This is a genomic window from Lysinibacillus sp. OF-1 (assembly GCF_028356935.1).
GTDB classification, from domain to species: domain Bacteria; phylum Bacillota; class Bacilli; order Bacillales_A; family Planococcaceae; genus Lysinibacillus; species Lysinibacillus fusiformis_D.
Genome location: NZ_CP102798.1, coordinates 1,400,378 through 1,416,339 on the forward strand (window position 1 = coordinate 1,400,378; position 15,962 = coordinate 1,416,339).

The 15,962-nt window shown below is 35.5% G+C and carries 11 protein-coding genes; all 11 read left to right on the forward strand.

What is annotated here, in order from left to right:
• Positions 1-22: 22 nt before the first annotated feature.
• The 11 genes from NV349_RS06640 to NV349_RS06690 all read left to right on the forward strand — a co-directional run bounded on the left by NV349_RS06640 (position 23) and on the right by NV349_RS06690 (position 15,514).
• Complete coding sequence (locus NV349_RS06640) at positions 23-1,006, forward strand: iron-siderophore ABC transporter substrate-binding protein (protein ID WP_036127182.1); 984 nt, start codon at positions 23-25, stop codon at positions 1,004-1,006.
• A 67-nt stretch (positions 1,007-1,073) separates the two neighbouring features.
• Positions 1,074-1,412, forward strand: a complete 339-nt coding sequence (locus NV349_RS06645) for a cupin domain-containing protein (RefSeq protein WP_036127180.1) — start codon at positions 1,074-1,076, stop codon at positions 1,410-1,412.
• A gap of 478 nt (positions 1,413-1,890) precedes the next feature.
• Complete coding sequence (locus NV349_RS06650; RefSeq protein WP_036127178.1) at positions 1,891-2,397, forward strand: phage tail protein; 507 nt, start codon at positions 1,891-1,893, stop codon at positions 2,395-2,397.
• Between the two features lie 17 nt (positions 2,398-2,414).
• Entirely contained in the window at positions 2,415-2,915 is a 501-nt protein-coding gene (locus NV349_RS06655) for a phage tail protein (protein WP_271912676.1), read from the forward strand.
• A gap of 21 nt (positions 2,916-2,936) precedes the next feature.
• The gene (locus tag NV349_RS06660; protein WP_036127114.1) at positions 2,937-3,461 is read left to right on the forward strand and encodes a phage tail protein; all 525 of its coding nucleotides are present in this window, start codon (positions 2,937-2,939) and stop codon (positions 3,459-3,461) included.
• A gap of 51 nt (positions 3,462-3,512) precedes the next feature.
• Positions 3,513-8,093: an S-layer homology domain-containing protein gene (locus NV349_RS06665; protein WP_271912678.1), complete on the forward strand. Its 4,581-nt coding sequence runs from the start codon at positions 3,513-3,515 to the stop codon at positions 8,091-8,093.
• Between the two features lie 471 nt (positions 8,094-8,564).
• Positions 8,565-9,257: a heme uptake protein IsdC gene (isdC, locus tag NV349_RS06670; RefSeq protein ID WP_271912680.1), complete on the forward strand. Its 693-nt coding sequence runs from the start codon at positions 8,565-8,567 to the stop codon at positions 9,255-9,257.
• Between the two features lie 72 nt (positions 9,258-9,329).
• Entirely contained in the window at positions 9,330-10,253 is a 924-nt protein-coding gene (gene isdE, locus NV349_RS06675; protein WP_101966351.1) for a heme ABC transporter substrate-binding protein IsdE, read from the forward strand.
• A 21-nt stretch (positions 10,254-10,274) separates the two neighbouring features.
• A complete protein-coding gene (locus NV349_RS06680) occupies positions 10,275-11,243 on the forward strand; it encodes a FecCD family ABC transporter permease (RefSeq protein WP_036127110.1) in 969 nt (322 codons plus the stop codon).
• Positions 11,244-11,258: 15 nt separating this feature from the next.
• Positions 11,259-12,029 carry an ABC transporter ATP-binding protein gene (locus NV349_RS06685; RefSeq protein ID WP_271912681.1) on the forward strand — a complete coding sequence of 257 codons (771 nt, stop codon included), beginning with the start codon at positions 11,259-11,261 and terminating at the stop codon, positions 12,027-12,029.
• A gap of 380 nt (positions 12,030-12,409) precedes the next feature.
• Complete coding sequence (locus NV349_RS06690; protein ID WP_271912682.1) at positions 12,410-15,514, forward strand: NEAT domain-containing protein; 3,105 nt, start codon at positions 12,410-12,412, stop codon at positions 15,512-15,514.
• Positions 15,515-15,962: the final 448 nt, after the last annotated feature.

Consider the following 15,962-nt stretch of genomic DNA (forward strand, 5'->3'; position numbering starts at 1 on the left):
TAATTTGTTGGAGGAATTTCGGATGCACAAGATCAAAGGACTATTATTCTCAACGCTATTATTAGCAGGCATACTAGCAGGTTGCAATGAAACATCAGTTGAAAAGAAAGGCGTAGCTACAGAAGACACTTCTACCTCTGCGGTTAATGCAGATGCAACTCATTGGCCAAGAACCATTAAGGATGCTTTAGGTAAAGAAATTGTTATCGAGAAAAAACCAGAAAAAATAGTTTCCCTATGGTATTTTTATCCTGAAATACTAGTTGCATTAGGTGAGCCGCCTACAGCTTCTACTGACAAAGAGTATCTATCTTCTTTATCTTATTTAAATGGAAAGCTAGATTCAACTGAAGAATTAGGAGATAAATTGTCTCCTAGTATTGAAAAAATTTTATCGACTGAGCCTGATTATATTTTAGCAACGGAACATCATGAAAAATTATATGAGTCACTAGAAAAAGTTGCGCCAGTCATTACGCTGAAATCTAAGGACATCTATGATGACTGGCAATATGGCCTTCGTACAGTAGCCGAGATTATTGGAAAGGAAGACGAAGCGGAAAAAGTAATTGATAAAATGATGCAAGAAATTACAATTGGTCGTGAAGCATTAAAGTCGATTCAAGGAGAGTCAGTAGCACTTGTGTTGTCTTGGGATGGAAAAACTTTTAATGTTCTAGGTGAAGAAAATCCTGTATATATTCTTGCGTTTGATAAAGAAAAGGGATTGGGGCTTACACCAGATATCACATTTAAAGGAAAAAATAATCAGTTTACTGCATTCGAAGGAATTTCAACAATTCAAGCAGACCATATTTTCCTTATAGGTGACATTACAAAAAAGGAAACATTAATGAGTGAATTACAACAAAGTAATGTATGGAATAATATGAACGCCGTAAAAAAAGGGAATATTCATTTAATGGATACTTCCGCTATTACTGGTGGTCCATTAGCTATTGAATACGCTTTGCAAAATATAACAAATGCCCTGCAAAAACAATAAAACGAAGAATTTAATTCGAGAAACAAACAGTGTTAAGAAGGTCAATAGATGATAAGGAGAGATGGTTATGCCCTACCAAGTTATAAATATAAAAGAAAATTTGTCTCAAATAAATGAGCTCTGGTCTCCGAAAGTTGTAGGTGAAATAAACGACTTTCAATTCAAACTAATTAAGATTGATGGAGATTTTATATGGCACGAGCATCAAGGTGCCGATAAGGTATTTATTGTGCTAGAAGGAGAAATGTTCATTGCTTTTCGTGATGGCCAGGTAAAAATTTCTAAGGGAGAGATGTTTATTGTTCCGGGAGGAGCAGAGCAAAAGCCTTTCGCTGAAAAGGAATGCCATATTATGTTGGTTGAGCCTAAAGTTGCTGTAAACACTGGCGGTATTGAGTCTAAATAAACGGCATCAAATGCTACAGAGGATCTAATGTTTGTCATTAGTCCGAATTCAATATTTGAGAAAATGGTTCACGGCTAACTGAATGGGCAGTAAATGGATTAAATTGCTGTATCGCAAATCGTAGAATTAACCTCTAGATAAATAAGTAGGACAAGAGGCAACATACAATGAAGGAGACCGTTCGTGTTAATTAAACGGTCTCCTTTTGTTTTTCTTATATTTATACTTCACTTCATTACATGTGGTCTATCTTCTGGATTCTGATTACCTACCTTTGCTACAGCATATGCAATAGTAAAATGAGATTGTTTATTTGATTTCTTTCTATTGATTTTAATGAGTAGCTAAAATTGAAAAGATTGAAATTCATTCTAGGTAAAATATATTATTTTCATTTAATGCCATTTTTTTAACCTGATTTTAACCTTTCTACATTAATTTAGTGTAAGAGATACATCATTAAAGGAAGGTGTTTTAAATGGATCCATATGTTGGAGAAATTCGAATGTTTGCAGGTAATTATGCTCCAGATGGCTGGGCATTGTGCAATGGGCAACTCATATCCATTGCAGAAAATGAAGTACTTTATTCCTTAATTGGTACAACTTATGGCGGGAATGGACAAACGACATTCGCGTTACCAAATTTTCAAAGTAGAGTAGTTGTCCATCAAGGACAGAATCAAGCAACTGGTACGAACTATGTGATAGGTCAAATAGGAGGGGTGGAAACTGTCACTTTAAACACTTCACAGCTTCCAGCTCATACGCATCAAGTAAATGCTTTCTCACTTGAAGGTACAACACTGAGTCCTGAAAAAGCTGTTTGGGCAAAAAATATACAATATTCAACACAACCAGCAAATAGCACAATGAATGCAACAGTCGTTTCAAGTGTTGGAGGAAATACTCCTCATGACAATGTAATGCCGTTTCTGACAATTAGTTTTATTATCGCTCTTTACGGTATATACCCATCATTTTGATTAGGAGGAATGAAAAGATGAGTGAGCCATATGTAGGTGAAATCAGATTATTTAGCTTTGGAAGGGTCCCAAGAGGATGGGCATTATGCGATGGTCGAGTTTTGCCAATTAATACAAACCAAGCCCTATATTCCATATTGGGAACAACTTATGGTGGCGATGGCAGAACGACATTTGCATTGCCTGATTTAAGGGGGAGAGTTCCCGTTCATGTAGGTAACGGTGTCTCACTAGGACAAAAGGCGGGAGAAGAGACACATGTATTAACTATAAACGAAATGCCAGCTCATACACATGCAGTCAACGGTAGCTTGGACAGTGCTACGGTGAAAGCGGCTGCGGGTAATGTATGGGGGGCATCCACTAATAATATCTATTCTGATAATCAACTGAATACTTATATGAACACACAAGCATTGTCAACATCAGGAAGTTCACTGCCCCATCAAAATATGCAGCCTTACAGTGTGGCAAATTATTGTATGGCTCTAGTTGGAATTTATCCATCAAGAAATTAAGAAAAAAGGAGATGCAGGAAAATGTCAGAAGCCTATATTGGAGAAATCAGAATATTTGGCGGTAATTTCGCACCAAAAGATTGGGCTTTATGTAATGGTCAGCTCTTATCAATTACTTCCAATACAGCGTTATTTGCCATTTTAGGTGCAAATTATGGAGGAGATGGAAGGACCACCTTTGCTTTACCGAATCTAAATGGTAGGGCAGCGCTTCATCAAGGAACAGGAGCTGGATTAACACCGAGGAGTGTTGGAGCATCAGGGGGTGAAGCTACTGTTACGCTATTAACAACTCAAATGCCTAGTCATCATCATATAGCTGCTTGTAACAATGTTCAAACTTCAAATAATGACCCAACTGGAGCAATATGGACAGAGCAACAGGGAAGAGGCTCTGTCCCTGTCTATGCGACACAAGTAAATACACAAATGAGTTTATTGGCAATAGATGTAGTGGGTGGGAATCAACCACATAATAATATGCAACCATATCTTGGGTTGAACTTTATCATTTGCTTAGCTGGAGAATGGCCTCCAAGGAGTTAAGAATGAATGAAATGAAGGATGTGAAACAATTATAAAGGAGTAGTGTAGAGAATGGGGAAAAAGATAATAGCCATAACCTTGTGTTTTATGTTAGTAGTTTATAGTCAATTGACAGTCATATTGTTTGTTGCCCCTTTAAAAGCAGAGGCGGCTAATTGTGGAACGTCTAATTATCCAACTTGTGTTCAAGATTTAACACAAGCAAATTGGCTAAGTGATACAACGAACGGATTTGAAGTGTCTGGCATTGCAGGGAATGATGGTATTCATTTATTCACGTATAGTAATGATGCACAATTTCCAGCTGGCTATTATTTTAATGCAGATGAATATTCAACACCAAAATCGATTAGAATCTCTGCAGGTGAAAGTTTTTCAGGTGGTGTCTTTGATTTAAAAACGTTAAAGATTAATACTATCAATTCACATGCCGAAAATGATGCCTTGTCTCTGACGATTCAAGGGTATGATGAAGCAGGAAATCCAAAAGGGAATCCAGTTGTTTTTAAGACAATTGCAAGGCATGACCCTATTTATGATATACCTATTAATATTGAGGGTATTAACTCTTTTATCATTACTGCAAGTGTGCAATTTATCAATACTGTACAGGCGGGGTTGTGGGATTTAACGTTTACGGAATTTACGATAGATATACCAAATAATAATCCTCCCAATAACCCACCGACATCTAGTAATGGAATCGTAAATGTAAACGAGGGGCAAATGTATACATTTGATAGTACTTCCTTCATTTTTAATGATGCAGATGCTGGAGATACTTTGAAACAGATTCAAATCTCTACAATTCCTAATAGCGGACAACTCTTTCTCGATAACAATAATAATCAGCAATTTGAGGCAGGGGAAGCTATTGCAAATGGTGAGACAATAAGTAAAGCTGACTTAGATGTGGGTAAATTAAAATATATGACGGAAAATGGCTCTTCTGCATCTTTTACATTTAAGGTAAGTGACGGTATTGACTATAGCACTGTCTATACAATGAATCTAGTCGTTAATGCACGTCCTTCCGTGACCATTCCAACAACTATATCTAGCCCAACAAATAGCAATCCAATTTCTATAACGATTGTTTTCAGTGAGCCAGTGACTGGTTTAGCGGCTGGAGATATAACTGTTACAAATGGAACTATTCTATCTATCACAGGAAGTGGTGCCACATATACTGCCCAAATATCACCAAATGTGGATGGAGCAGTGAAAATTAAAATTCCTGAAAATGTAGTTGCTAATAGCAGTGGCGCATTGAATAAAGCATCTGCGGAATATCAAATAATCTATGATAGTACACCACCTACGAATATTGAACTCAGTAATACTACTATAGAAGAAAAGAAGCCCATTGGTACAACTGTTGGAACAATGACGGCAACAGACTCAGGAAGTGCACAAACTTTTACGTATTCACTGCAATCTGGGGATATAAGCTTCTTTACAATTGATGGAAATGTATTAAAGACAAATGCCCCGTTTGCCTATGATACGAAAAATAGTTATAAGATTACGATAAGAGTAACAGATGCTGCTGGTAATACGTTTGATAAGGAATTTACAATTCACATTACTAAAAATCATGCCCCAACAGGCACTATTATGATTAATGGTGGAGCAGGCTATACAAATACTACTAATGTTACTTTAACAATGACTGCAAGTGATTTAGAAGGAGAAGCGATAGAAATGCGCTTGTCAAATGATGGTACTACTTGGTCCGGTTGGGAGCCGCGTTTATCTCCAAGAAATTGGACATTGTCACCTGGTGAAGGTAGTAAAACCGTTTATATGCAACTAAGGGATACTGCTGGCAATATATCGAATACATTATCAAATACAATTGTGTTAGATACGACCCCTCCTACCATAACAGGAGTGACAAATAACGGTGTTTATAATACAGACGTAACAATTAGTTTCAGTGAAGGAACAGCGACATTAAATGGTGCTCTCTTTACAAGTGGAAGCATTGTAAGTACATCTGGAAATTATACTTTGGTAGCAACAGATAACGCAGGTAATACAACAACAGTTTCATTTGTGATTGATAAAACGATGCCACAAGCTGTAGAGGTGACGATTAAGTCGAATAATCATGATCCGACAAAGGCCAAGATAGGGGATACTATTACATTAACAATTAAGACAGATAAAAGTATTCAAGCACCTACAGTTAAGATTGCAGGAAAAGCCGCAACTGTCAATGGAGCTGCAACAAACTGGCAAGCAACATATATGGTAACAAATGGAGATATGGAGGGGACAACACCCTTTACCATAAATTTCAAAGATTTACTAGGCACTCCAGCAACAGAGGTCACTGATGTAACTGATGGAAGCTATGTCATAGTTGATAGTAGGAAGCCAACTGTTCAGCAGGTGACAATGGCATCTAATAATGCCAATCCATTAGTCGCGAAGGTAGATGATATTATCACAATAGATTTTGTGACAAGTGAGGATATTCAATCACCCAATGTAACGATTCTCGGACAAACAGCCATCATAACCGATAAAGGTGATGGAGATGCTAAAACTTGGCAAGCAAGCTATACACTGAAATCTGGGGACACAGAGGGACCAATTAGCTTTGCAATTGATTATCGGGATTTAATGGGGCATGAAGGCATACAAGTAACGGAGGTTTCTTCAGGATCAATTGTGATATTTGATAAAAAATCTCCAGAAGTAACAGCTTATTTCCCAATACATCAAGCAATGGATGTACAGTTTACAGAAAATCTCGTATTAACATTTAATGAAAAGGTTTTACCTGTAACGAATAGAAATATTGTCATTCGTAATAGTTCAGACAATCAAGTTGTTGAAACAATTGAAGTTACGCAAGCAAACGTCTCTATTATTAATGAATCCGTGACAATTAATCCTACATTAGAATTAACCCAAAATACAGCTTACAGTATTCAAATTGATGCAGGTGCCTTTACTGATTTAGCGGGTAATGTGTATGAAGGTATTACTGATAATACTACCTGGAATTTTACAACGGGCGCACTGCCAACATATACAGTTACGTATGACGGTAACGGAGCTGAAGGAGGTAAAGTGCCAATTGATTCGAAGCAGTATATTGCTCACGAATTAATTAAAGTTATAGGCAATACAGGTAATTTAATGAAAGTCGGCTATACATTAATAGGATGGAATACAAGGTCTGATGGAAAAGGTGTTACTTACAAAGAGGGGCAAACCATTCAAATGGGGAAAGTGAATTTGATGTTGTATGCTGTATGGACAAAAAACATTGTACCGGGAGATGGAGGATCGTCCACTCCAAGTCCAGCACCTGAACCAGGTCTGCCAAGTAATCAAGTAAAGGTGAATGTTGTAGATCCGAATAAGCCAAACGAGGTTCTTCTTCAAACAGTGTTAACACGTCTATATATCAACGGTGAGATACAAGATACGGTAGCGTTTTCAATTGCCAATGCACAAGAGTTTCTTCGGAAATTAGTGAAGCTGGAAGAAAAACAATCTCGAATTGTCATACCAAATATGGAACCATCTGCAAGTGAAACAAAGGTGATACTTGCTAAAGAGGCAGCTAAACTATTAGTAGAAGGAAAATCTAGCTTTGGGATAGATATGAGGAATGTTAAAATCGAAATTCCATATAATTCAATGTCAGATTTCAACGAGGATATTTATTTCCGAATTGTACCGATTAAGAGTACAATCTCACAGGAAGATATTGAAGAGCGTGAAAGGGCATTGGGATTAACAAAAGGTACGAAAGTGAAAGTTATCAGCCAACCATTAACAATTGAAACGAACTTGCAAAATCGTCAAGTGTCATTGCTACTACCACTGCCAAAGAACCTGACATCCGTGCAAGAAAGAAATATAAGGGTTTATGTAGAACATAGTAATGGTACATCGGAATTATTGTCTGGAAGATTGGTAGAATTCAATAAAGGGCAGACAGGTATCATTTTTGATGTACAGCATTTCTCTACTTTTTCTTTAGTACATTTAGAACAAAAAGAGCTAGAGAGAACATCCGTCCCTTACATCCAAGGCTATGAAGATGGTACTTTCCGTCCGAATGAAAGTGTTACACGTTCACAAATGGCCGCAATGTTGGCAAGAAGTTTGAGTAATAATAATGTACCGGAAGTAACTGGAACTTTTTATAGAGATACAGCTCATTCATGGGCTAAACATGATATTGAGTATATCCGTACACAAGGAATCATGGAGGGACGACAAGATCATTCTTTTGGCCCCAATGATGAAATAACAAGAGCTCAAATGGCAGTTATTGCTATGCGTTGGCTTAATAAGCAATGCTCAGAGGAGACGACTGCTACTCCTTATTGCAATCTAAAGATAGGTGATAAGAAATACCATGATGTAGCTTCTACGCATTGGGCTGCCCAGGCAATAGAGGCTATTAGTGAGATGGAGATCATGGTAGGTTCTGGAAATGGACAATTTAGCCCAGATGAAAAGCTAACACGTGCCCAAGCAGTAAAGGTATTAAATCGAATTTTTAATCGTCCAATACCAACTTTAGATTCAGAACCAATCTTCAAGGATATACCAAAAGAACATTGGGCCTTTTTTGAAATTCAAGCAGCTACAATGAAATAAAAACATAATGAACTTTTTAACGGATTTGGAATTGCATAACTTCCAAATCCGTTTCTTTATTATTGATTTTTTATAACTGATAAAAGACTCCATATTCGATTCATCTAATTCTAGTAACACTGCACGAATTAAAAGCACATTCCTTAATCGAGCTACAGCAGGAGATGACCCGAAAAAACAAGAGATAATCAATTTTAAAATATGTCAATGGAAGTTTTATTTTGAGACACCACTTTTTTCATAAAAATAGAGATTTTTTTCTTATCAATCTGTTTTCATTGCTTCATAGACTTTTTGATTCTTACTTAACTTTTAAAATTGTTTAGGAAAAATAATCTATTTTGTATTAGTATTGACAAATTAATGTATACATAATATCATTCAATTAGTGATAATGATTATCATTATCATGATTAATATGTCGAACACGCAGAATAATAAAAAGGGATATTTTCTAATATCCCTTTTTATATGCATAGTGTTGATAATGATTATCAATTGAAAGGGGGTTTTACTATCAAAAGGTTAATTTCAGTAATGTTAGTCGCATTTTTAACAATTTTCGTTACACCTAATTTAAATGCTTCTGCTGCGCTTGCAGATGGGAAATATACAATCAATTACCAAGTGAATAAACCAGATTCTTCATCTGCTTCGATGGCAAATGATTACTTTTTGAAGCCTGCAACAATTATCGTTCAGAATGGTACTTCGGTTGTACAACTGAAGATGAAAAAAAGTGCGTGGATAACGAAATTTGAATCAAGTACAGGCGGTAATAAAGTCGTCAGCGAAAATAAGGCAGAGGATACACGTATCGTCCAATTTGCATTACCTGCTTATACATCAAAAACTGCTGTTACGATGAAGGTGGACATTGATGACTTAAATTATCATCATGAATATACAGTAGATTTTGTATGGGATGCGGCATCATTGAAAAATGAAGATGGTAGTGCAGTAGCAGCTACAACAGTACAAAATAACACTAACATGACTAAAAAAACAGATAATACTGGTAAAACAGATATTTCGTCAGTTAAAGAAAAAGAAGTAAATCCACAAACAAGTGATGCTTTTCCAATAGGTATACTTTTATTGTTCTGTGTCAGTGGATTTATCCTATTTAATTTTAAAAAACGCATGAAGGAAGAAATCCATTGAAATATTTCGGAAGCACCCTCATCTACTTCACTCAGGTAGGAGTAGGGTGCTTTTTAAAAGGAGTGAATGGACATGATAAAAGAAACAAAAGTAAATAGTAGAAAGTTACATATGGTGGTGCTATGTATTATTTTTGTCGTTCTTTCAGCATGTACTAATTCAATTAAGGAAAATGAAAATAAGGTAAAAGAAAAAAAGGATGAAAATAAGACAACTGTTCAAGATGAAAATCGAATTATTCCAACGACAGTTGCAGTTGCTCATATTCTAGATGCACTAAATTTAGATGCCGTCGCTATTCCTACGACGATATATGATTTACCTAAACGATATGAGGGTTTACCCGAGGTTGGTAGTCCGATGTCACCTGATATGGAAATTGTAAAATCCTTGAATCCAACAGAGGTTTTCTCAGTGACTACGTTGGAGGCAGATTTGAAAAAGACATTTGATGAAGTTGGTATTAATGCTTCATATGTGAATTTACAGAGTATTGATAGTATGAAAGCTGCTATTTTAGAAATTGGAGAAAAATATAAACGGACAGAAGAGGCCATGAAGCTAGTGACGGAGCTAGAAGGAAAGATTACAGCCATTTCAATGAAGGCGGAATTAAATGAATCACCAAAGGTGCTGATTTTATTAGGCATTCCAGGTAGCTATTTGGTGGCAACAGAAAATTCATATATTGGAGACTTAGTGAGATTGGCTGGAGGTCAAAATGTGATGAGCGGGCAAGAACCGGAATATTTACCGTCTAATACGGAATTTTTACAACAAAGCAATCCAGATATTATTATTCGTCTGGCACATGGTCTGCCTGAACAAGTTGTGGAAATGTTTAATGAGGAATTTACTACGAATGATATTTGGAAGCATTTTGACGCAGTAAAAAATGGACGTGTTTATGATTTAGATGAACCGTTATTTGGTACAACAGCAACGCTTGCAGTACCTCAAGCGCTAGAAGAATTAATTAACATTATGTATCCATAATGAGAAATGTAGAGGACTGAGATGAATAAAAAAATAAGTAGTTTTTTAGTTGTAAGTCTATTACTTTTAGTCGTTATTATATATTCAGCCATTACTGGCTCTATTAAAATGGATACGATGGAGTTTATTAGGGCTCTTTTTGGGGAAGAAAACTCAAATTACACAGTCATTAAAGATTTACGATTTCCACGGATTATTGTTGCTTTATTTGCAGGAGCATCTTTATCCATTTCCGGCGTATTATTGCAGGCAGTTATGCGTAATCCATTAGCCGATGCAGGTGTAATTGGCATCTCAGCAGGAGCATCATTTGTACAATTATTAATCATTACATTATTTCCAATGATGTTTTTCTTTACGCCATTATTAGCTTTTTTTGGAGGAGCCTTTGCTTGCTTTTTAGTATTTATGTTGTCCTGGAAATCAGGATTAAATCCTTTGAAAATAATTTTAGTGGGTATTGCGATTAATGCGATGTTTACGGGTCTAACAGAAGCCTTTGTTACGCTATGTAGCTATATGAATGTGATGGTTGGCGGTGTAGGTGGCTCTAATTTATCGATGCGAACTTGGAGTGATGTACGTTTAATTTCATTTTACGGTTTGATTGGTTTACTAGCTGCTCTTCTAATAGCCTCTTGGTGCAATTTATTGGCTTTACAAGATAAAACGGCCAAGAGTCTAGGCTTTAATGTAACACGTGCACGACTATTTATTGCAGCGATAGCGGTATTACTAGCGGCTATTTCAACTGCTACAGCTGGTGTTATTGCATTTGTCGGTTTATTAGTACCGCATATTTCAAGAAGGTTAGTAGGATCAGATCATAAATGGTTAATACCATTCTCGGCATTAGCTGGTGCCCTGCTAATTTTAACTGCCGATACATTAGGTAGAATATTAGTTGCGCCACTGGAAATACCAGCATCCACAATCATGGCGATAATCGGTGGACCATTTTTAATCTTCTTAATTCGAAAAGATAAGTAAAGAGAGGTGAGTGTATTGAACGTTTCTCAAATTAAACTATCTTATGATCAGAAGCAAAATCATTTAGATGGGGTTACGACAACTATTGAAAAGGGAAAAATCACGACGATTATTGGCCCGAATGGTTGTGGAAAAACAACATTATTAAGTGTTATTTCACGTAATAATATGCCGCAACAAGGATCAGTAACGTTAGAACAGAAGGATATAATGACATACAAGGCCAAGGAATTTGCGAAAAAACTAGCCATTGTTTATCAGCAAAATTCAGTGCCGCAAGATATCACGATTGAAAAACTAGTTGCTTATGGACGGGTACCCCATCAACAATTAATGAAAAGAAATGTTGAAGAAGATGAGGCGGCAGTCAATTGGGCACTGGCAGCAACAAATTTAACACAGAAACGTACATGTAAATTGGATGCATTATCGGGTGGTGAACGTCAACGTGTTTGGATTGCCATGGCACTTGCTCAAAAATCATCCATTCTTTGTTTAGATGAGCCAACAACATATTTAGATATTTTTTATCAAATAGAATTAATGGAGTTAGTGAAGAAATTGAACAAAGAACATGCTCTAACAATTGTGATGGTGTTGCATGATATTAATCAAGCAATAAAATATAGCGATCATATTATTTTGATGAAAGACGGTAAAATATTATGCGAAGGTGCACCTATAGAAACCGTAACAGCAGAACGGATGAAAGAAGTGTATGGTGTAGAAGTGATTATTCAAACGCATGAAAGTGTTGGTACATATATGATTCCATTAAGCATTTAGGAAAATTATATGAGACAGATTAGCAGCTTCTTAGAGTTAATGAAGGTAAATTTTTAATCCTTTTAAATTTACAGTAAATATTTCAATGACAGTATGTTATTTAGCATTATTTACACAAAATAAAATAACAAAACATATTTTAACTTTCTTGACAATAATAGTTTGTGAGTTATAATTGGTGAGAATGAGAATCATAATCAATTAAAAAGGTAGATTTACTCACTAACATCCATGTAATTAATAGATGTTTTTCTTTTAATTTTAATTGAGAATGGGAATCATTTGGGTTTGTGGTAGTACTAGTTAAATTGTTTATACAAAAGGAGGTAATAACGCTTAGGATAGGTTGAAATAATTAAAAAACTCAGGAGGTTAGAGTATTGAAGAAATTTTTACAATATGTAGCAATGATAGTGTTGATGTTAGGTGCAGTATTACCTGGCTTGGGAATGGAAGTAAAGGCGGAAGAGAATACCGGATCTAGCTGCGTAGTTGACTATTCGGCAAATATCAAAATGCTCAACGAACAGCAAACAGCAGATTCAATGATGAATAGCTATGTTCAAAAAGAAGCTACTGTTCAACAAAAAGATGGTCAATTTACAGTAGACATTACTGTGCCACAAGCATATACAGCGTGGTACCAGGATTTTAAAGTAGAATCTGGCGGAGAATTAAAAAAAGCTATTGAAAAAACAACAGACACTAATGGTAACGATATTTACACATTCGTAGTCGATCAATATGAGCAAACAATAAAGGCATGGGTTGATGTTTATATTCCAATGCTATCGTATGATCATGACTATATAGTGTATTTAAAAATTGCTGATGTTACGGAAGTTAATCGTGTATGTGATGAAGCAACAGAACAACCAGAAGATAACAAAGATGAAATTATTACAAAAAACGTTCCTTTTACATTTTTAACAAATAATAAAACATATGATACGTATTTTAAAAGTTATATTAATTATGCTGATTTAGCGACAATTGGTGAAGAAAAATATGCCTATATTAAACTAACAGGTCACACATATGCATTTACGACACTAAAAGTAGGCAGTGAAAACGGAGAAGACGTAAAAATCGTAAGCTCTGAAGGAGAAGGCAATTCATTAGTACGTGTTATAAAGGTAAAATTAGATGCTGATTTAAAGGCTACAGTGATTATGTCAGGTGACAAGTATCCAGCAACACCGTTTACGTTTGATTTTGCACCGGTAAAAGAACAAATTGTATATTTACCTGAGCATTTCAACTCGAACAATCAAGTAATTGAGTTTGGACTGACACCTGTTAGCTCTGGTGCACCTGCTCATACAATAATCGCATCCCTTTTAGGACAAGCATATGCTACAAAAACAGCAGACAATAAAATTGCTGTAACAATTAATTTAGTTGTAAATGGTACAACGAAGGGCTTTTCTGTAAAACAAGGAAATAAAATGATTGCAGAATGGACAGCAGGGGACACGAAAAATGTCATTAAATTTACAGTAGATTCATTAGAAAATTTAGCATTCACGTCAACAACTGAGCGAAATGGGAATGCATCCACAATGAGTACGACAGTTGAAAAAGTACTATTAACGGGTGAGATTGCTAAGCAAGAGGAGAATAGTTCGGAAGGAAATACCAACGGCAGTGAATCAGGTTCTGGGGAGAACAATAATAATTCAAATACCGGTGGCAATAACAATTCTAACACTGAAAACAATGAACAATCAACTAATGGGCTGTATACAGTGAACTTTACGTTCTTAAATGAATCAGGTACGGGTAGCTCTATTATGAACACATATGTTGATAATCAAGCATATGTAGTGAAAAATGGCTCTTCCTATCAAGTTCAATTAACACTAAAAAATAGTTCATGGATTACTGGATTTACAGTGAATGGTGCAACACCTAGTACAATTAGCGATACAAATGATGTACGAGTAGTGCAATTTACAGTATCGAATTTAGCTACTCTTCAAAATGCGTGGGTAAAAGTCGATATTGCGGATCTTAACTATCATCATGACTATAATATTCTATTAAAATTTGAAGAAGCGTCACTTTCAAAGATTAATGATAGTACAACATTCCCAAGTACAGGTGGTTCAACTAATAGTGGTTCAACAAATGGTAGTTCAACTAATAGCGGAACAAATACAAGTACTACAGGGAACTTTAGTCAAGAGGGAGTAGTTAAATTTGAATTTGCAAACAATACAAAAGAGATAGCTGTCTTCCTACAAAAAGCAAAAACAGTATTTGAAAATAACAAATATAAAGTTATGCTTTCATTAAATATTGAAAATAACTTACAAAATTTTATTGTCAAACAAAACGGTAAAGAAATTGCAAAATGGTCGAATAAAGTAGCTTCATTAGTACCGATTGCAACTGCAAAAACAACAACACTTTCATTTGAAATTGCTACACTAGATAATCTTGTTTTTGAAGCAATAACGGCGGATAAGACGATTTCCACAAATGTATCAGCAACGACAACAAAGACAAATGAAAAGAATACTCGTCAGTCCATTACGTATAAAATGGTGGCTGATCCAAACGGTAATATGGCTGATTTTATTACAAACTATTTAGCACCATACTTCACGAAAGCTGAATTAGTAACACTTGACGGTAAACGTTATATTGAAATGACACTAATTGGTAAAGCTTATGGTTTTGAAACACTTGCTTATATTGATGAAAATGGTAAGCAACAAAAAATCGAAGTGATAAGTTCTACAGGCGAAAAAATGGATCAAGTACGTGTTGTACGTTTACCATTAATTCAAGATCGCAATGGCGTAACGAAAATATTTGTAGATTCAGGTAGTTTAGGTTATGGGGCGTACACATTATTCTTTACGTTTGATGTGCCAGCTTTAGAGGAAGAAACAACAAACTCTAATAATACAGAGAAAACGGATAATATTAAAAATCCTTTTACAGATATTGGTAATATATTCAGCAAAGATGAAATTTTAGCTTTATACGCTGCTGGAATTTCAACAGGTACAACAGCTACAACATTTAGTCCAAATAAAAATATAACTCGTGCACAATTTGCAGTAATGGTCGCTCGAGCTTTAAATATTCAATCTGCTAAAGCAACCGCGTTTAAAGATGTTAAAGGTCAGTGGTTTGAAAATGAAGTACAAGCACTTGCAGAGGTAGGTATTGTAACAGGTGTAAATGCCACAACATTTAACCCAACAGCAAATATTACACGTCAGCAAGCAGCGGCAATGATTTTACGCATGCTTGAATATAAAGGCTATAAAGTAACGGTTGATAAAAATGCCTTATCCTACAAAGATGCTAATCAAGTAGTTGACTACTCAAAGCAAGCCGTATCGGAATTACAGGCACTAGACATTATGACAGGGTCTAATGGCTATTTAAATCCAGAAAGTAATTTAACACGTGCTCAAATGGCGAAGGTTTTAAAACGATCACTAGATTTAGTCAATTTAATTGATTAATAATTAAAGCAAGATACTATTACTATCCCATAAACTCCTCTAACAGTTGGATGAGGTGACTATATCATGTGCTTCTATGAGGTTTTCAGCTTGAGCTATTGCCGAAGGGGGTCGCCTCATCCAATAAAAAAATGCAATTCAAGTAGAAATTGAATTGCATTTTTTAAACATTTATACATCCGATTTTTTTAGTTTGCCTAAAACAAGCGTTTACTTTTCTAGGCTAATCTTATAGTGAAGACATGCGAATGTTAAGGGAAGCGTTCTAAACATAAAATTTGGCCAATATTAACTGCAAAAGTAGAAATACGGTGATTTATTTTGAAAATAGTTCATAAAAACTGTTGTCTTAGAAGAGGGATCCACAATAAATTATTGTGGAGGTTTTATAAAATAATTTAAAAAACGTTCTTAAACGATGCGAGTTTGAAATGCCAGGCTGTAAACT